General features: G+C 37.5%; 24 protein-coding genes. 12 read left to right on the forward strand and 12 right to left on the reverse strand.

Going from position 1 to position 18,714, the window contains the following annotated elements; genetic code table 11:
- Window positions 1–140: 140 nt before the first annotated feature.
- Complete coding sequence (locus ORH16_RS13410) at window positions 141–1,136, reverse strand: zinc-dependent alcohol dehydrogenase family protein (RefSeq protein ID WP_265459358.1); 996 nt, start codon at window positions 1,134–1,136, stop codon at window positions 141–143.
- 257 nt (window positions 1,137–1,393) lie between these two features.
- Between ORH16_RS13410 and ORH16_RS13415 the strand changes: the two genes are divergently transcribed.
- Window positions 1,394–1,834 carry a hypothetical protein gene (locus ORH16_RS13415; protein ID WP_265459359.1) on the forward strand — a complete coding sequence of 147 codons (441 nt, stop codon included), beginning with the start codon at window positions 1,394–1,396 and terminating at the stop codon, window positions 1,832–1,834.
- Window positions 1,835–1,921: 87 nt separating this feature from the next.
- On the opposite strand, the gene ORH16_RS13420 is transcribed toward ORH16_RS13415, so the two are convergent.
- A complete protein-coding gene (locus ORH16_RS13420) occupies window positions 1,922–2,806 on the reverse strand; it encodes a hypothetical protein (protein ID WP_265459360.1) in 885 nt (294 codons plus the stop codon).
- Between the two features lie 258 nt (window positions 2,807–3,064).
- On the opposite strand from ORH16_RS13420, the gene ORH16_RS13425 reads away from it, so the two are divergent.
- The gene (locus tag ORH16_RS13425; RefSeq protein WP_265459361.1) at window positions 3,065–3,637 is read left to right on the forward strand and encodes a dTDP-4-dehydrorhamnose 3,5-epimerase family protein; all 573 of its coding nucleotides are present in this window, start codon (window positions 3,065–3,067) and stop codon (window positions 3,635–3,637) included.
- A gap of 333 nt (window positions 3,638–3,970) precedes the next feature.
- Here ORH16_RS13425 and ORH16_RS13430 read toward each other — a convergent pair whose 3' ends face one another.
- Window positions 3,971–4,399 (reverse strand): GNAT family N-acetyltransferase, encoded by a 429-nt coding sequence (locus ORH16_RS13430; protein WP_265459568.1) that lies wholly within the window; start codon window positions 4,397–4,399, stop codon window positions 3,971–3,973.
- Window positions 4,400–4,728: 329 nt separating this feature from the next.
- On the opposite strand from ORH16_RS13430, the gene ORH16_RS13435 reads away from it, so the two are divergent.
- Window positions 4,729–6,045: an MATE family efflux transporter gene (locus ORH16_RS13435; protein ID WP_265459362.1), complete on the forward strand. Its 1,317-nt coding sequence runs from the start codon at window positions 4,729–4,731 to the stop codon at window positions 6,043–6,045.
- A gap of 207 nt (window positions 6,046–6,252) precedes the next feature.
- Here ORH16_RS13435 and ORH16_RS13440 read toward each other — a convergent pair whose 3' ends face one another.
- A complete protein-coding gene (locus ORH16_RS13440) occupies window positions 6,253–6,771 on the reverse strand; it encodes a 2'-5' RNA ligase family protein (protein WP_265459363.1) in 519 nt (172 codons plus the stop codon).
- 131 nt (window positions 6,772–6,902) lie between these two features.
- Entirely contained in the window at window positions 6,903–7,529 is a 627-nt protein-coding gene (locus ORH16_RS13445) for a TetR/AcrR family transcriptional regulator (RefSeq protein WP_265459364.1), read from the reverse strand.
- A 207-nt stretch (window positions 7,530–7,736) separates the two neighbouring features.
- Here ORH16_RS13445 and ORH16_RS13450 point away from each other — a divergent pair, with 207 nt between their 5' ends.
- Window positions 7,737–9,125, forward strand: coding sequence for an MFS transporter (locus ORH16_RS13450; RefSeq protein ID WP_265459365.1), 1,389 nt, complete (start codon window positions 7,737–7,739; stop codon window positions 9,123–9,125).
- Window positions 9,126–9,196: 71 nt separating this feature from the next.
- On the opposite strand, the gene ORH16_RS13455 is transcribed toward ORH16_RS13450, so the two are convergent.
- Both ORH16_RS13455 and ORH16_RS13460 read right to left on the reverse strand, forming a co-directional pair.
- Window positions 9,197–10,039 carry an aldo/keto reductase gene (locus ORH16_RS13455; protein ID WP_265459366.1) on the reverse strand — a complete coding sequence of 281 codons (843 nt, stop codon included), beginning with the start codon at window positions 10,037–10,039 and terminating at the stop codon, window positions 9,197–9,199.
- Window positions 10,040–10,317: 278 nt separating this feature from the next.
- Complete coding sequence (locus ORH16_RS13460; protein WP_265459367.1) at window positions 10,318–11,166, reverse strand: aldo/keto reductase; 849 nt, start codon at window positions 11,164–11,166, stop codon at window positions 10,318–10,320.
- 225 nt (window positions 11,167–11,391) lie between these two features.
- On the opposite strand from ORH16_RS13460, the gene ORH16_RS13465 reads away from it, so the two are divergent.
- From ORH16_RS13465 to ORH16_RS13475, 3 genes are all read left to right on the forward strand, one after another.
- On the forward strand, window positions 11,392–11,652 hold the full coding sequence (locus tag ORH16_RS13465) for a heavy metal-binding domain-containing protein (RefSeq protein ID WP_265459368.1): 261 nt from the start codon (window positions 11,392–11,394) through the stop codon (window positions 11,650–11,652).
- Window positions 11,653–11,787: 135 nt separating this feature from the next.
- Window positions 11,788–12,120, forward strand: a complete 333-nt coding sequence (locus tag ORH16_RS13470; RefSeq protein ID WP_265459369.1) for a DUF6442 family protein — start codon at window positions 11,788–11,790, stop codon at window positions 12,118–12,120.
- Window positions 12,117–12,326 (forward strand): helix-turn-helix transcriptional regulator, encoded by a 210-nt coding sequence (locus ORH16_RS13475; protein WP_265459370.1) that lies wholly within the window; start codon window positions 12,117–12,119, stop codon window positions 12,324–12,326. The genes ORH16_RS13470 and ORH16_RS13475 overlap by 4 nt, the downstream gene beginning before the upstream one ends.
- 82 nt (window positions 12,327–12,408) lie before the next feature.
- Here the strand turns inward: ORH16_RS13475 and ORH16_RS13480 are convergent, their stop codons facing one another.
- Both ORH16_RS13480 and ORH16_RS13485 read right to left on the reverse strand, forming a co-directional pair.
- A complete protein-coding gene (locus tag ORH16_RS13480; protein WP_265459371.1) occupies window positions 12,409–12,774 on the reverse strand; it encodes a rhodanese-like domain-containing protein in 366 nt (121 codons plus the stop codon).
- Window positions 12,761–13,303: a MarR family winged helix-turn-helix transcriptional regulator gene (locus ORH16_RS13485; RefSeq protein WP_265459372.1), complete on the reverse strand. Its 543-nt coding sequence runs from the start codon at window positions 13,301–13,303 to the stop codon at window positions 12,761–12,763. Before ORH16_RS13485 ends, ORH16_RS13480 begins: the two co-directional genes overlap by 14 nt.
- 192 nt (window positions 13,304–13,495) lie before the next feature.
- On the opposite strand from ORH16_RS13485, the gene ORH16_RS13490 reads away from it, so the two are divergent.
- Window positions 13,496–14,548: a saccharopine dehydrogenase NADP-binding domain-containing protein gene (locus tag ORH16_RS13490; protein WP_265459373.1), complete on the forward strand. Its 1,053-nt coding sequence runs from the start codon at window positions 13,496–13,498 to the stop codon at window positions 14,546–14,548.
- 165 nt (window positions 14,549–14,713) lie between these two features.
- Entirely contained in the window at window positions 14,714–15,109 is a 396-nt protein-coding gene (locus ORH16_RS13495; protein WP_265459374.1) for a GNAT family N-acetyltransferase, read from the forward strand.
- A gap of 188 nt (window positions 15,110–15,297) precedes the next feature.
- Here ORH16_RS13495 and fosX read toward each other — a convergent pair whose 3' ends face one another.
- From fosX to ORH16_RS13510, 3 genes are read right to left on the reverse strand one after another with little or no spacing between them, the layout of a single operon-like run.
- Window positions 15,298–15,729: a FosX/FosE/FosI family fosfomycin resistance hydrolase gene (gene fosX / locus ORH16_RS13500; RefSeq protein WP_265459375.1), complete on the reverse strand. Its 432-nt coding sequence runs from the start codon at window positions 15,727–15,729 to the stop codon at window positions 15,298–15,300.
- A 53-nt stretch (window positions 15,730–15,782) separates the two neighbouring features.
- A complete protein-coding gene (locus ORH16_RS13505) occupies window positions 15,783–16,319 on the reverse strand; it encodes a hypothetical protein (RefSeq protein WP_265459376.1) in 537 nt (178 codons plus the stop codon).
- A gap of 46 nt (window positions 16,320–16,365) precedes the next feature.
- Window positions 16,366–16,785 carry a hypothetical protein gene (locus tag ORH16_RS13510; RefSeq protein WP_265459377.1) on the reverse strand — a complete coding sequence of 140 codons (420 nt, stop codon included), beginning with the start codon at window positions 16,783–16,785 and terminating at the stop codon, window positions 16,366–16,368.
- 217 nt (window positions 16,786–17,002) lie between these two features.
- Here ORH16_RS13510 and ORH16_RS13515 point away from each other — a divergent pair, with 217 nt between their 5' ends.
- From ORH16_RS13515 to ORH16_RS13525, 3 genes are all read left to right on the forward strand, one after another.
- The gene (locus tag ORH16_RS13515; RefSeq protein ID WP_265459378.1) at window positions 17,003–17,149 is read left to right on the forward strand and encodes a hypothetical protein; all 147 of its coding nucleotides are present in this window, start codon (window positions 17,003–17,005) and stop codon (window positions 17,147–17,149) included.
- Window positions 17,150–17,498: 349 nt separating this feature from the next.
- Entirely contained in the window at window positions 17,499–17,726 is a 228-nt protein-coding gene (locus ORH16_RS13520) for a hypothetical protein (RefSeq protein WP_265459379.1), read from the forward strand.
- 175 nt (window positions 17,727–17,901) lie between these two features.
- A complete protein-coding gene (locus ORH16_RS13525) occupies window positions 17,902–18,645 on the forward strand; it encodes a helix-turn-helix domain-containing protein (RefSeq protein ID WP_265459380.1) in 744 nt (247 codons plus the stop codon).
- Window positions 18,646–18,714 lie beyond the last annotated feature (69 nt).

Below are 18,714 nucleotides of genomic sequence, written 5' to 3' on the forward strand. Positions count from 1 at the left end.
TAGAAAAATCAAACAGGCCACCTTGATTCAGGTGGCCTAGCAAATATTTTTTTAATTACCAACAAGGACTGTAACTATTAGCCTAACTTGCCTCGAAAATAGAACAAGTGGCGCAACATTCTCAATGAAGCCCAGTTTTTTTATAAACGGATAATCGCTTTTGTCACGCCATACTTTCCGTAATCTGCCAGTAAATCCGGCACTTCCGCTAACGTCAGCTGATGAGAAAGCAGCGATTTTACATCAATCGCTCCGCTATTTAATAAGTCAACCGCTTCATTTAACGTAAAGGGATTGATAAAGGAGCCGACAATTTTTAATTCTTTTTGGAAAATTGCATGGGCTGAGATTTCAATTTTTGTCCCCGGTGACGGCACGCCAAAGAATAATAATTCTGCGCCCTTATTCGCCAGCTCAACAGCCTTTTCACAAGTCTGCTTTTTACCGACGCATTCGATAATCAAATCATAGCCGTCTGCAATATCGCCAAGGTCTGCAAAAATATTTTTCACGCCCATTTCAGTTAACAATTGATGCTTTTGCTGATTGGGTTCACAGGCATCCACCCAAATGGCGCCTTTTTGCTGTACCATCTGTATAAAGAGGGACCCGATGAAGCCGGCCCCAATCACCAATACTTTTTTGTCCGCAGTGATTGGCGCAATTTGATCAAATCCATGCAGCACACAGCTCAAGGGCTCAACCATTGCCCCGATTTCAAACGGTAACTCTGGGGAAATTTTCAAACAAGCGGTTTCCGGCACGTTACAAAATTCCGCCATGCCGCCATTTCTCGTCACACCGACCGCCGACAAATTTTCACACAATTGTACGCGGCCATCCCGACAATAACGACATTTTCCGCAATAAATATTTGGATCAACCGCCACATGGTCGCCCACTGCCAAAGTGGTAACCTCGGCCCCAACTTCAATGACTTCGCCAGAAAATTCATGTCCCAAAACAATCGGTGGTGTTACCTCAGCTGATCCCGGCTCCCCGTGGAAAATATGCACGTCCGTTCCACAGACACCACAGTATTTTACTTTTAGCAGTACCTCTTGATCAGTAATTGTTGGAGTTGGTAATTCTTGAAGGCTCATGTTTTCTTTTGCCGTTAAAACTAATGCTTTCATACGCTAGACTCCTTTTTTCTTTTAATTATAATCAAACTTCAAAGAAATAGAAACGCTTTCCTGAAAAAAAGCGAAAACTTTCCAGATTTCAACTTTCTTACTATTTTTCCTTAGCAAAATCTACAGCAGCTATACCAACCTCACATTAATGTCAGATGAATCCATCAAAGATGCAAGAAAATCGTTAGCAGAATCGATTTTATTTCTGAAAAGGTCTCATTAAAATGAAATTAATTGATTAGAAGGGAAGACACCTGATGATAAATATTCAAATAAAACCTTCAACTAACACTTTTGTTGCAAAAGAAATCTGCAATTTTGTTGATTGGCTGGAAGCTAATTATGATTTTCCTAGAGTGATTTACCTCAATGTGACTGGTGCAAATTTTATCAGAAACAAAGAAGACGGCACCAAAAATGCCGCAACTATTTTTCTGCCATTTTCCCCCTTTGAACATGCGCAAATGAACATTTCCACCGGCGATTTCTTTTCATTAGTAAAAGAGCAGGGCAAAGACAATGCAATTTATACTACTTTAGAAAGCATTAGTCATGAAGTGCAGCATTATTATCAATGGCTAGATAACTTAAAGCTTGATGAAACAGAAGCTGAGGAAGGCGCAGCAGAGCTGACTTATGAGTACGTTGATGAACGTGGATTTATTTTTCCTACTAAAAAGAAAAGCTGGCATTATTAAAAAAGTGCAGCTGCCCCATCAGCAACTGCACAAATTTTTTCCTTCTGCCAGCCTAATTCGATAAAAAATCTAACTTCACTAGCCACTTCAATTTTCAAATGGCTGGGCGCCTAACCAGCTCTCAAACAAATTTGTGAGCCACTCTGAATCTTTTCGCTTAGTATCAAAGGGCACATAGCCTGCATAAGTATAACTGTAATCAATTTTCCAACCGCCAGTTTTGGTTTGTTTTTCCATTAATAATTGTCTGACTGGCAAAACCTCAGGCCGGTGCCAACTGTTGGTTTTGCCAAGAATATAAATAATATCTGTAAATGACAGCACATAGCTTTGGGGAAACATCAAGTCTGTGATATGGCTGCTAATCGGCTTTTGATTGCTTAGACGCAGAAACATGTGATGCTCCAGCATATAATCTAATCCCTGTTGAATTAACTGAGTGACCTCTGGCTCTTCTGCAAAATTTTGATAGGTGATTAAGGCCCGTACAGTTTTGCCGATGCCGATAAAACACGGCACCTTTTTCATGCAACCGCCATGTTTGCAAATCCCATCATAAGGCCAAGTAGTCTCACTGCTGCGGTCAAACACTTGATAATTTTTAATCCATTGAAGAGCTGCTTGAGCTTCTTTTGAATGAGCCAAACATAGACGACAATAGGCTTCAAAGAGCATAACATTGTAACAGGGAACAATGTCAGCGACTTTTCCTGTGTAGGAAAAACCCGCTTCTGTGGCTATCTGTTTATTGATAAAATGAAGCAACTCTTTCGTATAATCTAGTTCAAAGGCGCTAGGAATTTCAGCTAAACCAAGCAGCGTCCAAATGCGACTCAAAAAATTTTTCTGCTCAATGCTAGTCAGCTTCGCAACTAACCTAGACTCATTTAACAAATCCATGATTTCTGATTGAGAAAAAATTTTTAAGCTGTCATTTTCTTCAGCCAAACGTAATCTCAATGCACTGTCCATCTTCAACACCTGCCTTCAAGGTTATTATAGCAGGTTTTTAGTTGCAAAAGTTTGACAAACAAAACTGCTGAGTTGCCTCGTCAGCTATCAAAAATCTTTTAGCTGATTTTCTAACATCCCTTCAAAAGAAATTTTTGGTACAATATTTTTAAGAACTTATCAGCTTGGCTTGTTAGAAAAAAGTTTTCTATCAGATAAAATCCTCCAGAGCTGCAGATAGTTCTAACGATTTACAAAATAAAAAATAGAGGTGTCCAAATGGTATTTCATATTGACGAATTAGCAAACTCAGGTTCTCAAATTGAGGGTCTGCAAATTATTAGTGCAAAAATGGTGACAGATGACCGCGGTACTGTGCGGGAATTATACCGCCAAAGCAGCTACTCAGCCTTCTTACCAGATTCCGTCACTGCTTGGAAACAAGTAAACTTAACCCGAACAAAACGTGGTGCTGTCCGCGGCCTCCATGGCGAAGCAATGGCGAAATTGGTAACTGTCGCCCATGGTTCAGCTTTTGGCGTCTATGTTGACACTCGCCCTAATAGCAAAACCCTCGGCGCTGTTGTCACCGTTCAATTAACACCCGGCGTGCAAGTTTTTGTTCCTCAAGGAGTCTGCAATGGTTTCCAAGCTCTTGATGAGGATACCGAATACTTATACTTCTTTGACAATGAGTGGCAACCGGGAATGGCTGGCGTTGCCTTGACGCCATTAGATCCAGAGCTAGGAATTGATTGGCCAATTCCTCTTGATCCAAATGATCTTAATCAAGTTTCCGAAAAAGATGGCAAAGCTCCAACACTGCGTGAAATTCTTGAAGGGCTAGCTTAAAGGTTGCGAAATTATTAATCTCTGCTGTCGAAATATGCGGATAACAAAAATTTCCGTCAACTTGTAGAATAAAGCGACCTCCAAAAGTTAGGTGTTTAGTCTAGCTCTTGGAGGTCGCTATTTTTTTGCAAAATATAATTTTGAGAGATTGTCTGACAAATAGACTTGGCGGCTGTCATCAAAAGACAGCCAGTCCTTGTAATAAATTTGAAAAAATTATTTCTTTGAAAAAAATCGGGAGTGCTTCTAAAACTGCTACCAAATAAATGAAGCAAGTTTTTAATTTGATTGTTCCTTCCGCATACCTTTTCCCAAAATTAATTTCCCCGTCAACTAACGTTTATAATACATGCCCGAACTTTGCGGTTTGGTTTCGATAAAACCAAACTGTTCATAAAGTTTGCTGGCCTTTCCATCTGCGATTAATGAAATGTAGGCTTGGGCGTCTGCTTCTTCTGTGATATACACCATTAGATGTTTCATGATGAGTTTCCCGAGACCTTGCTGTTGAAACAGCGGGTCGACAACAATATCGACGATTTGATAGCTGGTACCACCATCTCCAATAATCCGGCCCATGCCAATCAATTTATCCGTTTCAGCCTCCCGCAAGCACACGCTGTAAAGACTATTAGCCAGCCCGATTTCTGCCCCAGCTAGAGATCTTGTGGACAGGCCGCCGGATTTTCTTAAGGCCAAGTATTCATCCCTTTTGGGAACTTCAATTTTCAATTTCACTTTAGTATTTTCCAATTCATTCACTCCAATCATATCCAACAAACTTCGATTTGTTTTTAATTTAACTAAACCAGTCTCAGCAACAAATTTTTCCAGCAATAAAAATTATTCCATTTTCCAGTAAAATCCTTGCAGCTGACTGAATAATTTCCCTTGAAGCTACATTTTTTGTTGCTTTAAATTATATCATATTGAAAGTTCGTTTTTCTCCATGTCCAGTAGCACACAAATCCCCCATCACCTTAAAGCCACTATATAACGGACACAATTTTTCCTCAACATTCTGAAAAGAAAATTCCGTTTAAGGTATAATAATTCAAACGTGCTAATTTACAGAAAAAGTTGGAAGTGAAATGAAAAAGATTATTGTTGAGTTAAACAAGTTTGCCCTGCCTTTATTGGCGGGCAATATTATGCAAGTGGTGATTGGTCAATTGGCTCTGGCTTTTGCCGGAAATCTTTCCTATGAAAATATCCCGGCAATCACAACGATGACAAATTTTTTGTTTTCAGTCACTGGAATTTTAGGGGTCATCGCCGTTGCCTTTAATATGATTAGTTCAAAAGCCTTAGGCGAGAAAAATACTGAGAAATTCCAGCACCTTGTTTCATCCATCATTTGTCTCAGTCTGCTGATTGGTGGAGCGGCTATCGGCATTCTGCTGTTGGGCAGTAGTTTTATTCTTAAAACGCTCTATCATTTTGAAGGAGAATTATTTTCAATTGCCCAAGCCTATCTCTTTAGTATGTCTCCCTATATCTTGTTAGTGTTGCTGAGTTTTGCCCTAACAAATTTGATAAAAGTAGAACGCAAAACAAATTACATTTTAGTTGTTTCCATCATTTCTTCAATTATACAAGCCTTCTTATCCTATGTCTTAATCAACGGTGCCTTCTTCTTCCCGAATCTTGGCATTGTCGGTGCGGGTTTATCAGAAATGATTGCCTTATTTGTTTCAGTTATCTTGTATCTTCTTTTAGTCCGGAAAATGCTTTTTGCGGCCCTGAAAACTAAGCCGACTGAAATCAAACATATTCTTAAGCGGGCAACGCCGTTAATGTTTCAAGAAATTTTAGAAGGCGTCTTGTTCATCATCGTTTTTGAGGCACTTATCTCAAGAATCGGCGTGTTGGCCCTCACGACTTACTCTTTGCTGATGCAAGGAATCAATTATGCAAAAATGCCGACTTTTATGTATAGTAACAGCCTGTTTGTCTTTATCAGCGAGGCACATGGTGAGAAAAATAATAAAAAAGTACAGCAAAATATGCTTGGCGCCTCAAGCCTTTCCGTATTTTTCTATGTGCTCATAGCAGGACTGCTGATTGCCGGCTATCAACCCTTCGGCTCGTTATTTACTACAGATGCCCAAGTTGTCGAAAACTTTGGCCGCTATGTTTCCTTGGGCTGCTTGGCAATCTTTACAACCGTTTTTTACGAAAACATCAAAGCAACACTCGTGTCACTGGAAAAAGAAAAGCTCGTGCTATTGGCAACAACTATCGTAAATGGAATTGCCATCATTGCCTTAATTCTGCTGAGCTATTTGGACTTGTTGAGCTTTTCGCAGGCACTTATCATTTATGGTGTAAATTATTTTATATTAGATGGGGTGTTCCTTTTATTTTATCGAAATGAGATTACTCGAGATAAATCTCTGTCTGCCTAATCAAAAAAAGTTCAATCAGAGTAGCAATTTGCGTTTGCAACCATAGTGACTAGCTTAACAACTCTTAAGCCTTGCTAAATTTTATCTTCTACATCCTTGTCTACCTTGAGAAAAAAGTAGCCTGTTTAAATTTTCGTAAGCTTACTTCTACTATGCAACCGAAACAGCCCGCCAAACTAATATTTGGCGGGTTTGTTTTTGTACTAACTATCCAAGTGTCAGCTTCGCTTCAACAATTGAGTTTTGATTTTTATCAATCGTTTCAATGTAGAGGGTATCTATTAGACAAGTAAATTCTTCCGTCTTAAATTCTTCATTCAATTTTTTGACAACACTTGAAAATTTCTCTAAATCTTTGATCTGCCCCACCGTTATATGCGGGAAATAAGGGGTCTCATTATAAAGCTCCCCGGCTAAAATACCTGTATAAAGTCTGTCGTGAAAATTAATAATTTCATCATTGCCCCGTACGCAATCCAAAAAGATGAAGCCATCTACAGCAGAGCCGCTAAATGATTTAAATTTAACCTTGAATGCAGTTGTTCCCTTTATGCTTTCAGTAATGTGTTCTGTTAATTCCTCAGTTGTTAAGTCTGAATCAAAAGGAAATACCAGGGAAATATGCGGAGCAATCTCTTGAATCAAAGGATCATATTTACTCCGAATCTGGTTAATAAGTGCTTGATTGTCAAATTTTGGAAAAAATATAATGGAGCGTTTTGTCATCCGATTAACCCCTCATCGTAAATTTAATTGAAGTAGCAGCAGTATTTTGGGTAGCTTCATTACGCTGCCACCTATATAAATCAATCCTCTTCATGTAGTTTTTTAAGCGAAGTCATCTCCATTGACGGAGGCTAGACGATATATTGTTTAATCAATAAATCAATAGCTTGAATTCCTTGTTCTCTAAGTTTGTCCTGCTCTTTTTTAGAATGCTCTGTATATAAAACTTCGTCCACCAAGGCAGAGATGAAATCAAACAAGATGACCGCTAAAACCTCCATCGTTTCTGTGTCCGTCTGATTAGCATAATACAAAAAATGTTCATAGGTTAAGTGCTGCATTTTTTCTTTGTGCTCTTTGACCACTGAGCGAACCTCCGGAATTGAGGCCGCAAGCATTTCGATTTGTAAATGAAATTCTTTGTCCTCCACCTCTGTCAGTTGAACCAACAGTTCCCGTAACCAAGTGATAGTATCTTGCTTGAATTGTTCAAATGATTCAGATGTATTGATTCTCTCGAAAATTACATAAAAAGAGTCATTGTACTCCTTCACTAAATCCGTAAGAATTTCCTCTTTACTCGCATAATAGGAGTACAACGTGCCAATAGAAATCCCTGCTTCCTTCGCTATTTCGTTTGTTGAGACAACGAAATAGTTTTTTTCTGAGAATAAATATTTGGCAGTTTTGAGAATTTTATTCTTCTTCTCCAGCGCTCTTTTTTGGATTGGCTTTCGAGTCACCTTGTCGTTTTGCATAAGTCTCCTCCTGTTTTCTTATCCTATTCTATACTTATCATTTGAAATTATCAATTATTTGTGAGTTAAAACTCAGCTTAATTATTTTTCTTTTTCGATTGACATTGATTATCAATAGGAATATATTTATTTCTGTTAACAAAACATGAGTTTTTACTCGTTTTATAAAATGAAATTACAAAACAAGCAATCCGTTGGAGGAAGATGATGAATAAAAAATTGATAACGACAGTAGCAATGTCTCTGGGGATTTTTTTAGTGATGCTAGATACAACTATTATGAATATCGCTTTGCCAGCCATTCAAAAAGGTCTGGCAGTTGAGTTTACACAATTATCTTGGGCTCTGAACATTTATACCATCATTTTTGCGACTCTCACCATCCCTTTAAGTAAATTGGGAGATATCTTCGGAAGGAATAAGATTTATCTTCTGGGATTAATTTTTTTCGCCAGCGGCAGTTTCTTGTCTGGCATCGCACCTGCCTTTTCTTTATTGATCATTGGCAGAATTATTTCAAGTATTGGAGCGGCAATTATTTTACCATTAGGAAATACGATTGGCATATCCGCTTGGAAAATGAGTGACCGTTTCAAAATTATTGCGATTTTAGGATTGACTCAAGGTGGCGCCGCCGCTGTTGGACCAACTCTAGGTGGAATTTTAACTGATCTGTTGAGCTGGCATTGGATTTTCCTAACCAATATTCCAATTGTTTTAATTGCCATATTTTTATCCATGACAGCTTTGACTTTTAAAGAAAACACAGAAAAAATAAAAATTGATTTTTTAGGAAGCAGCATTTCAATGCTTGCTTTATTTTCCCTCACGTTGGCACTGATTAAAGTACGCGAATGGGGTATTTTAAATTTTAAGTCTGTCATTTGTTTTACCGCTAGCTTACTATTGGGGATTTTATTTATCCAAGTTGAAAGGAAAGCTAAGGCCCCGATGATTGATTTAGCACTATTTAAAATTCGCAGTTTTACAACTTCAGTTATTGTCGCTCTGGTGGCACAATTTTTCTATATTGGTGTGGTCGTTATTTTGCCAACTTATTTAACCAATGCCCTTCAAGATACCGAATTACAGGCCGCACTTATCTTATTGCCAATGTCACTGACTGTTTTTGCCTTTGGTGGTTTAGGTAGTTTGGCAATTAATAAATTAGGACCTCGATTGCTAATTTTTATTGGATTACTAAGTATCCTACTTTCATATGTTCTTTTAGTGCTGACCGGTACAATAGGAACTTTTTATTTATCATTGTCCATATTAGCTTTAGGGATTGGATTTGGAATTATCGCAGGTCCCATCAATATATTAGCCGCTTCAAATTTAAACGGCACCCTCTTGACCTCTTCACAAAGTGTCATCAGCGTTGTGCGCCAGATTGGTTCTGTATTAGGCGTTTCAATTTTTGCCTCATTGATGAGCGCCAATTTAAATCAGGCAAGTATCAATAATTCTCTTAGTCTCAAACAAGCATACTTATCTATATACAGTGGCTGGATTCCGGTTTTAGTGGTCCTGCTGCTGTTAACCTTTGCTTATCCTACGAAGAAAAATTACCAAAGTGGGCTGAAAGGTTATTGAGTAAAAAAGTTTCAGGACTTTATCCCACAAAAAAAGTCGTCCCCGCAGGAACAACTTTTTAAAAAAAATGATTACCACGTCATCGCTGCCGTTACCTTTTCAGGATCTTGCGGATTTCCAATTAAAGGTCGATTTTTGTCGAGGGAAGCTATCAGTGTGATTTCATTTTCTGTTAAGGAGAAATCGAAAATCGCAATGTTTTCCGCCATCCGTTCTTTGTGGGTGGACTTTGGTAAAACTGAAATACCTAGTTGAATAAAATATCTCAGCACTACTTGCCGAGGAGATTTTTGGTATTTTTCCGCAATTTCGATTAAAGCGGGTTCGTCAAACATTGAATTTTCCAAGTTTTGCCCGAAGGGAGCGTAGCCTTGGTGAGCGACTTGATATTTTTTCATTAATTGATTGGCTGCTAGTTGCTGCGAATATAAATTAGTTTCCACTTGATTTACTGCCGGTACAATTTCATTAAAATGAATCAGGTCAATCAGTTGGCTTTCTGCGTAATTGGATACGCCAATTGCTTTGATTTTACCGGCTTGATAAAATTTTTCCAAGACTCGATATGCAGCGTAGGTATTGCCAAAGGGCCAATGCAATAAAACCAAATCGAGATAATCTGTTTGCAGATTTTTTAACGATTCGTTTAATTTTTCTTCCGCAGCTGTTGTTTCATAATCTTGAAACCACAATTTCGTTGTGATAAATAATTCATCACGCCTTACTGGACTTTTCGCTAGCGCATTGCCCACTGCGACTTCATTGCCATAAGCCTGAGCAGTATCGATTAAGCGATAACCGGCATCGATGGCGTTCAAGACAGCTGTTTCACACTCCTGAGGGTCAGTAATTTGATACGTGCCAAACCCGATAATGGGCATTGTTACGCCATTGTTTAATTGAATAGATTGCATGTTCATCCTCCTAAAAAATTTGGTACAATAACGGTAACATCCTCGGGTAACCCGAGGTCAAGTGATTTATTGAAGAAGGTGAAAAAAATCTTCAAGAAGCCCAAAAACGTTTGGCCTATCTGCGACAAAAAATTGAACATGAAAAATCAATTCTAAATCATGAAATTCCGGATAATCATAATCCTCGAAAAAAACATCAGTAAAAATAATACCCCAAGATGACTAAACTTAGTCTAAGGAACTGACTTTTATCTGGTCATCAATGGGGCATTATTTTTTTAGATAAATTTACTTTGAACACGAATTCTGTCATCGATTTCAGCAAGGGCAGTTGTTTGTGTCTGATCTTGTTGATCCAGCTGAGCAATTGCTGACAGCTCTTCTGGAGTTAATTGAAAATCCCAGACGGAAAAATTCTCTTGCATTCGTTTTGGCTGAACGGTTTTAGGAATAACGATAGTCCCATGTTGCAGGTGCCAACGTAAGATGACCTGAGCTACTGACTTTTGATGATGGCTAGCGATAGTTACCAAGACTGGATGACTAAAAATATTATCCCGACCAACAGCAAAAGGTGACCAAGCCTCTAAAGAAATCTGCTTCTCCTGCAAAAATTTTCTTTCATACTTCCGCTGTAAAAATGGATGCGTCTGTAATTGATTAACTGCGGGTTTGACCTCGCTATTTACTAGCAGGTCAAACAGTCGGTCGTTAGGAAAATTGGACACGCCGAGCGCGCGAATTTTGCCTTGCCGATACAGCTCGGTTAAAGCTCTCCAAGAACCAAAAATATCGCCAAAAGGGTAGTGCAAAAGATACAAATCCAAATAATCAGTCTGCAATTTGGCTAGCGTTTCATCAAAAGCCCGCAACGTCTCTTGATAACCAAAATTTTCAATCCAAAGCTTTGATGTGATAAAAAGTTTTTCTCGGGCTACGCCAGATTGCTTCATCGCCTGACCGACAGCAGATTCATTTTGATAGATGGCTGCCGTGTCAATCAGCCGATAGCCGGTTTCAATTGCCTTTTCAACAACTTGTTGACACTCACTTAAATCAGGGATTCGGCAGACACCAAATCCAAGCTGAGGAATTTCAAGGCCATTATTTAATTTTACAAAATTCATTTCATCACGTCCTTTCGTAAAGCATACCTGCCTCGGGTTACTGGAGGTCAAGATTTTTTTGTTTTAAGATACTAAAACTGCAGACAGGCATTTAGCCAAAGCTAATCAACTCTGCTCATGATTTTTTTATTTCACTATGCTATAACAATTTATTTTCTAGCAACGATACTATGACAGCCGTTTTTATTTGGTATACTTGATACATCAAAGTTCACAGGAGGCTTTATGATTTCATCTACGTTGACATCCTATCCAGGAAAAAAAGTTGTCAAAGACTTGGGCATTGTTTACGGCTACGACGATAAGCTGCGGCCATTGCGGGGCATCACCGCAATTTCTGAATATCTCGACCAAGCGATTTTAGATTTAGAAAAAAATGCCGAAAAATTAGGCGCTAACGCAGTATTAGGAATTTCCTTTTCAATGATGGACAAAGCATTGCCCGCAGTAATCGGGACAGCTGTCTATTTAGAGGATGAGGAATAAAAGCTTTACAAATCAGTCCGTCAAATTAATTTTTGGCGGCTTTTTTGTTTAGTCAACTAAATTACGAAATTACATTTGATAAGTTTTCTTTACATTTTGTAAAATTAATTTATAATGAATTGAGAGGTGAGGAGAATGGATAAAGAGAAAATTTTGAAAAAAGCACAACACGACAAACAAGATGAAAGAAAAAATCAGCTGAATGATTTTTCGATTGGAACTACCGGGGCCTTTTTACTGATTTCAATTGCTATCATAACTCTGCTCAAAATTATTTTTAACCAAAATTATTTGGATATGCTGGGGCTCTTAGTCGCTGGCATAGGTGCTTATATTTTTGGATATGCCGCTTTCGGTTTTCAAAAAAGCAACTTTTTCTCTAAACAAGGGGCGCTGTATGTTGTTTCAGGATTTTTGATGGTGGCTGGCATCGCCTTGCTTAACGCTTATTTTCAGGGGCCCTTATGAAAAAAGACGAGCTTCTTTTACACAATCGCCTCAAGGTCGCCCGTGCAGAAAAAAACTTCAATCAATCTGATTTAGCGCAATTAGTCGGCGTCTCCCGCCAGACAATCAGCAATATTGAAAAAGAAGAATTTTATCCCTCGGCAAAACTCGCCTTACTATTATGCATCGCCTTAGATAAAAAGTTTGAAGAGCTTTTCTTTTTTTGAAATCTCGCAATTTCTTAGCTTGAATAAGCTAAACAACCCGCCAATTTTTATTAGCGGGTTGTTTGTATAAAAAAGTGGTGTCTTATTGCAGAGCTTCTATTGGCAAATTCATGCCCTTCCAGCCTTCTAAGGCTCCACCAAGCTCATAGGCCTTGAAGCCAGCTTTTAGTAGAATTAGCAATGCTTGTTTCCCTAAGATAGTGCCAGCTGTCCAATCATAAACCACATAAATTTTCTCTTTATCTAACTCATCTAAATGGGCAGCTAAGTCTTTCGCAGGTAAAGCGAGCGCCCCTTTTATCTGATCTTTCTTCACTTCTTTAGGCGCATTTCGTACATCTAAAATAACGTAAGGTGAATTTTCCTTATCTAAATTATTTAGCACTTCAAAATGATTGATATAAAGACTCAAATAGGTTTCTAGTAAGTCAATTTTAGCTGGTTCCATCGATTGTATCCTCCAGGGTTTGAATTTTATTTTTACCACTTGCCAATTTTTTTAACAAAGCAGAGAACAACTCTCTTTCTGCTGCAGTAAAATCTTCAAAAAGTTCATCCACTGCCTGATAATTATAAGGCAAAAATTTATGCAGCAGCTCTTTGCCCTCTGCTGTTAACTTAATGAAGCTGGTTCTTTTGTCTTCTGACGCTTGATGAACTGTAACTAATCCTTGTTTATTCATTCCCTTGATTAATTTACTAGCAGTTGGTCTGGTAACATTTAGTTTCTGAGCAATTTTAGAAGGCAGCAATTGTTCATTTTCTGCATAGGATAAAAACATCAGTATGCTGAATCTTGATTCACTTAAATCAAATTTTTCTAAGATGTGGTTGTAACTTCGCTCCACTTCGCGAAAAGTCTGTTGAAAATCCAAATATAAATGCACGGAATCGGGATTGATTGCCAAATTGAATTGTTTTGCTATCGTCTGAATTCTTTCGATGCTAGGTCTATCAGAAAAATTAAAATACGACAATTGTTGTCCTCCTTTTTTATAAGTAGTTAGCCGGCTAATCACATTCTATGCTATTTTAATTTTTAATGCAAGATTCGTGATTGTTAACGCGCACTTTTAACTAACTCACCTCTCTAGCTTAACTTTGGCGACTTGTAAAATCTCAGCCAGCATGCTTAGATAAAGTAAAGTAATTTAAGTCAACGAAAAAACATGGAGGAAAAACACATTAAAAATAAAAAAAGAATGCTGGTTGTTGGGGCATCAGGGAGCTTAGGTTATAAGATTTGCGAGGCGATTCAAAAATTTTTCGCTGACACAATTGAATTGTGTATCAGTGATTATCAAGCTGTTAGAGGACAGAAAACAGCTGAAAAACTCACAATTGAGAAAAATAATTTCATGGAGATCGATATCAATGATGCAACTAGTATTGACGCTGCTCTTTCGCAAAATTTAACTTCTGTGATTGTGGCGGTCCCTCAAAAAGAGTTGTTGGTTCAGAAAATTTGTAATAACCGTAAAATCCCTTGTGTGGACGTCACCGCCTTTAAAAATTTCCCTGAAAAACTTAGACAGGACATTCCAAATCCTGAGTCAGCTTTCATTGTGATGGCCGGCTTTTTCCCAGGTTTTTGCGGAGTTTTGGTTAAATCCTTTAAAGCAGATTTTCCAGAAATTGATCAAGTTGATGTCTTCTTATTGCAAAATAAAAATGCCAATGTGGGAATAACTGGCATCCATGACATGCTAACGATTATTTCAAAGCAGCTTGTTGACGGCAGCAGAGGCTTCAATAATCTATCTGTAGAAACTTTTGCAAAGCAGAGCTTCAAATTAAGAGAAATTAATCATGATGAGGCGCAGCTATTGCAGGAGAAATTGCCCCTTGAAAGGGTGACTTACTACACAGCGTGGAACAGTGCCCCATTCAATTCAATAATTCATTTTGTAATCAAGCACAATCTCACCAATTTCCTGATTGGCTGCTTCAGAAAGCTTAAGATAAATTTGGATAATCAACAGCCTGATGAAACCATCTATCTAAAATTACGAGGAGCTAAGGGAGAAAATTCGCAAAATAATATGCATGAAATGGTGCTGAAGTTTCATTCTGATTACGAAATGACAGCCTATTGCGCTGCTTTTATGGCAAATTATTTAACCAATGAAAAGAATCTACAAGGCATCTTTTACCCATTTGAAATTTTCGATGCATCTGATTTTCACTTTCTAGAGGTCAACCAAGAAAATGCAATTCTATAAAGGTGTTCTGAAAATTTTTCATTCTGTAAAAGCTAATAATCTAGTCTAGCTTTTGACTCATGGAAATTGCATACTGCCTAAAAAAATATTTTTACATTTTCAACCAGCGATGGTTTTAACATCACTGTTACGATAATATTTCTCAATAGAAAAGGAGTGTCCAATATGATAACTTATGGAAAACGCAGTACGCTGAATGAGGCGGATGTGATTGAGCTTTTCGCCGCTTCGGGGATTGTCCGTCCAATCAATCAACCTGCCAGAATTAAAGAAATGATTTTAAATTCGGACTTGATTTATACTGCTTGGGATGCAGATAAATTGGTAGGCATCGCCCGCTGTGTGACCGATTTTAGCTATTGCTGCTACTTGTCAGACCTAGCCGTTCATAAAGACTATCAAAATGAAAAAATCGGCACTACGCTGATTGCCTGTGTCGAAAAAGCAATTGGTGATGAAGTCTCCCTCATTTTGCTCGCTTCTGAGTCCGCAATGGCTTATTATCCAAAAGTCGGATTTGATCAAGCGCCGAATGCTTACATCAAAAAAAGAAAATACTAAATTAGTTGTCTATCTGTTACAAATAAAAAGAAGTAACCGGCTCCCTATACTTAGCCGGCTACTTCAAAAATTTTAAAAGTCCATTCAAGTTGGATTTAAACAGCCTAGTAATCTGAAGTAATCTCCAAAAGTTAGACCAAAAATCTAACTTTTAGGGTCCCTACATTACTTGGCTGTTTTCTAATTTCTCAAATAGTGAAATTATTTGTCTGCGGGGCTGTGGATTGATATCTTTTTAGACGTTCCTCCAAGGTGCCCGTGTGCAACTCAAACAAATGATTGTCGTAATCATAGAAATAAAGGGAAGCACCCTCACCTTTAACCCGCGAACGCCCCTGTTCAATTTTTAAGCCCGCATTTTCAATCCGCATAAGGTAGTCATCTATCTCAGAAGCCGCTATTTGAAAAGCAATATGATTGTAGCTTTTTGGCAAAGCAGCCTGAGAATCCTCCATCAATGCAATCCACAAGGAATCAATTAAGAAAAATTTTTCCGGATAAAGAGAAAACTGCTGTGGACTACTGTCATAAACTTCAGTTGCCCCAAAAATGTTGCTTAACATTTTCCCAGAACGCTTTAAATCTTTAACAATAAAAGTAATGTGACTGATTAGCGCCATGGTATTCTCCGCTTCTTAGATATTTTTTTAGCAAGATAAGATAAATTAAACGGTCAACTAATTTCTTCTTGATAATGCCAATACTGCGAAAGGAAAAAATTTTCCATACTGAGTATGTCAATCACCGAAACATCCTTTTCAGCTATCGTGATTGGCGCATCCTTTTCTAAAGAATAATCCATTGGTTGAAGGGTTAGCTGAGACTTGCTGTGCTCGATAAGTCGTCCAATAAAACTGGTATCTGTCGTGTCGGTAAGGATGGTTACAACCAATTTTTCTTGTAAAGCAAAGTCATAAACATTGTCATACTTTACCAAGTTATCTACACTGCTCTTGAGTAAATATGGATCATAAACGCCATTTTTTTGGTTGAGACGCGTCACAAAATTGAAATAATTCAGATACCTAGACTCACTGACCGTTTCTGTGATTAGACTTTTGCGTAAAGCCGCAATTGAATCCAATGTACCATACTCTGACACCATTTCAAAGACGATAAAATCAGGCAGCTCCAATATTTTCTTACCCAAATTAAAAGACTCATCTGGGGAAAGAGTCGTATAAATCTCAATCAAATTTTGTTTGTGCATATTGAATCCTCCTTTTTATTTTTCACGGTTAACATAAGCTGCTTGGTTATTTTTCATAAAGATAGCCTCTAAACTCCTCATATTTTTCAGTTATCATCAGGGCCTCAGCCAATGAATCCTGACGATTTAATTCTTTATCTTTAACAACTTGAAAATAATAAGCTAATTGTTGCGCGATGGATAGCATTGTTATGTAAACTGCAGCATCTTTTCCGTCAGACGCTACCAATGAAAAGAAATCACCCGTGGCAATGTTTATTTCTATCGGCTGTCCTTCATCATACGGAAAAAACGAAGAAGCTACAAAAATGCCATTTGAATAGCGTGTTCTTACCTGATTTGCACCGGTAATATTAAGGTGTAGTTGTAACGGAAAGCGGTAGTTATTCTCTACCCAACGAACAAAACGACTGATTTCAATTTTGACAAATCTGTTGGTTGACGGTTGCATCTGTAATTTAAGCATCAACATTTCGCCTCCTACTGTCTTTTTTCATAGACGTTGATAGTTTTCTATTGCTACATTTATCTTACAAAAAATAACCTCCATACCAAATGGGTTTCCCTAACGATTTTCTTTCATTTTCGTGGGATTAATCTGACAATGACAGATTAAAAAAAAAAATTTATACTAGTTTATGTCAAAAAACTTTGGTATCTTTGTAAAAAAGGAGGTAAAAGAGATGAAATTTAAACATATTGTCATTTTTTCAGTCAAAGATTTTAACGCAAACACTGAAAAAGAGGGTTATTTTCCACAAGACGGTGTCGTCATCAACGTCTTTCTCAGAAGCTCTGGAACAAACGCTGTCGCTGTTGGTTTTGCATGATAGCCTTAATTTTTAGATATAAAGAAGCCCGCCAAATATCTCAATTGGCGGGCGGTTTTGTGTAAGTAGGTTTGTAGGATGTGACTTTGTTGTGCGGGAGCTCTCATTTCCATAGAAAGGTTGAAACAACTTTATGCTAATCATTTTTGATAGTTATTTAGCTTTCAACTGGATAAATCTTTTAACATCTGCTATAAGAATCTTCTTTGGGCTGGCTTAATTTTAAGCTTTATAAAAGTTTAAGCAAATGAAATAAAAAATCTTATGGAAACTACCTTTAAAATGAGTCTATTTCATTCTTCAAATGATACACTAGAAGAAGATATAAAACACCTTAGGGAGGAAATAAATGTTGATTCTCATTACGCTTTTTTTACTGATTCTTGCTGGCTTATTTGCCTTAATCGGGTTTAAATTTAGAAATAAAAAATGGCTGAGATTGATTGCTGGTAATAACTTTAAAGAGCATACGAAAGAAGCAGCGGATATTGCTCCTTTCGTGGGGATTGTAATGTTTGTCCTTTGCGCTTTTATTTTAGCTACAGCTTTTTTTACCATATACCTGTATTTGAAGTAACTTTTTCTTGTGTTTTTGCATTATAGAATTGGTTTATTATAGAAAATTAAATGAGTGAATACCTGTCTTTTTTAAGACCCATTCTAGTTTAAAGCCTTTCAAATAAGGATTCTACAATACATAGGTAGGCATTTTTGCGTCTTCCTTATACGATTACTTCAAGGAGGGATTAAAAATGGCTATCGGAAATAATATCGCGCACCAAAGAAAAAATATGGCTTGGACACAAAAAGATTTAGCAACTTTGATGCATGTCTCTGACAAGACTATTTCGAGTTGGGAAAATGAACGAACCTATCCAGATATTAGCTCGCTAGTCTTGTTAAGTGATATTTTTGAACTCTCTTTAGATGAATTAATCAAGGGGGATTTGGATATGGTGAAACGGTTGGACAAAAATTTACAGGAAGGTCAAAAATGGCGGAAATGGAGATGGTTAATTATCATCACCTCCCTACTAGTTGTGGGATTTATTTTGTTAAACATCGCTTGGCTTTTATGGACAAATCACCGCCAATCAGAGCTAGATAACTATTCGTGGGAAACAGAGGAAGTTGAACTGCCAGAGGGTTTGAGCAATATAGGTTATTATGTGAAATCAGACCAGTTATACGTCTATTTATCTTCGTATCAAACAAAATACTCAACTCCTTATTTAGATTTTGAGATAGCTCCTAGGGTAGTAACAGTCAGTGATGGTCAAAAGAAATCACTCGTAATTAACGAACCGAATAAAATTATTTTTTATAACGGGGAAGGTAGCTACATCAATTTAAATAATGATTTAGAGCCATTAAACGGCAAGGCTTCTTCAGACGAAATGACTAAAAATGAAGTAGAAATTTTTTATACAACCTATCAAGAGTATATTACTTCATTTTATGAAGCAGGCATTACAGTCTTTTCTGATTTAAATTAAACTTTATGCTCAAATCGGCAAATCCTTGGAATATAATTTAGCGTAAGACACTCATTAATAAAATAATTT

It is taken from the genome of Enterococcus sp. HY326, from assembly GCF_026157065.1.
GTDB lineage: Bacteria > Bacillota > Bacilli > Lactobacillales > Enterococcaceae > HY326.

Excerpts from the sequence above, each read along its gene's own strand:
- ORH16_RS13410 (WP_265459358.1), bottom strand. The coding sequence starts at position 1,136 with ATGAAAGCATTAGTTTTAACGGCAAAAGAAAACATGAGCCTTCAAGAA.
- ORH16_RS13415 (WP_265459359.1), top strand. The coding sequence starts at position 1,394 with ATGATAAATATTCAAATAAAACCTTCAACTAACACTTTTGTTGCAAAA.
- ORH16_RS13420 (WP_265459360.1), bottom strand. The coding sequence starts at position 2,806 with ATGGACAGTGCATTGAGATTACGTTTGGCTGAAGAAAATGACAGCTTA.
- ORH16_RS13425 (WP_265459361.1), top strand. The coding sequence starts at position 3,065 with ATGGTATTTCATATTGACGAATTAGCAAACTCAGGTTCTCAAATTGAG.
- ORH16_RS13435 (WP_265459362.1), top strand. The coding sequence starts at position 4,729 with ATGAAAAAGATTATTGTTGAGTTAAACAAGTTTGCCCTGCCTTTATTG.
- ORH16_RS13440 (WP_265459363.1), bottom strand. The coding sequence starts at position 6,771 with ATGACAAAACGCTCCATTATATTTTTTCCAAAATTTGACAATCAAGCA.
- ORH16_RS13445 (WP_265459364.1), bottom strand. The coding sequence starts at position 7,529 with ATGCAAAACGACAAGGTGACTCGAAAGCCAATCCAAAAAAGAGCGCTG.
- ORH16_RS13450 (WP_265459365.1), top strand. The coding sequence starts at position 7,737 with ATGAATAAAAAATTGATAACGACAGTAGCAATGTCTCTGGGGATTTTT.
- ORH16_RS13455 (WP_265459366.1), bottom strand. The coding sequence starts at position 10,039 with ATGCAATCTATTCAATTAAACAATGGCGTAACAATGCCCATTATCGGG.
- ORH16_RS13460 (WP_265459367.1), bottom strand. The coding sequence starts at position 11,166 with ATGAATTTTGTAAAATTAAATAATGGCCTTGAAATTCCTCAGCTTGGA.
- ORH16_RS13465 (WP_265459368.1), top strand. The coding sequence starts at position 11,392 with ATGATTTCATCTACGTTGACATCCTATCCAGGAAAAAAAGTTGTCAAA.
- ORH16_RS13470 (WP_265459369.1), top strand. The coding sequence starts at position 11,788 with ATGGATAAAGAGAAAATTTTGAAAAAAGCACAACACGACAAACAAGAT.
- ORH16_RS13475 (WP_265459370.1), top strand. The coding sequence starts at position 12,117 with ATGAAAAAAGACGAGCTTCTTTTACACAATCGCCTCAAGGTCGCCCGT.
- ORH16_RS13480 (WP_265459371.1), bottom strand. The coding sequence starts at position 12,774 with ATGGAACCAGCTAAAATTGACTTACTAGAAACCTATTTGAGTCTTTAT.
- ORH16_RS13490 (WP_265459373.1), top strand. The coding sequence starts at position 13,496 with ATGGAGGAAAAACACATTAAAAATAAAAAAAGAATGCTGGTTGTTGGG.
- ORH16_RS13495 (WP_265459374.1), top strand. The coding sequence starts at position 14,714 with ATGATAACTTATGGAAAACGCAGTACGCTGAATGAGGCGGATGTGATT.
- fosX (WP_265459375.1), bottom strand. The coding sequence starts at position 15,729 with ATGGCGCTAATCAGTCACATTACTTTTATTGTTAAAGATTTAAAGCGT.
- ORH16_RS13505 (WP_265459376.1), bottom strand. The coding sequence starts at position 16,319 with ATGCACAAACAAAATTTGATTGAGATTTATACGACTCTTTCCCCAGAT.
- ORH16_RS13510 (WP_265459377.1), bottom strand. The coding sequence starts at position 16,785 with ATGCTTAAATTACAGATGCAACCGTCAACCAACAGATTTGTCAAAATT.
- ORH16_RS13515 (WP_265459378.1), top strand. The coding sequence starts at position 17,003 with ATGAAATTTAAACATATTGTCATTTTTTCAGTCAAAGATTTTAACGCA.
- ORH16_RS13520 (WP_265459379.1), top strand. The coding sequence starts at position 17,499 with ATGTTGATTCTCATTACGCTTTTTTTACTGATTCTTGCTGGCTTATTT.
- ORH16_RS13525 (WP_265459380.1), top strand. The coding sequence starts at position 17,902 with ATGGCTATCGGAAATAATATCGCGCACCAAAGAAAAAATATGGCTTGG.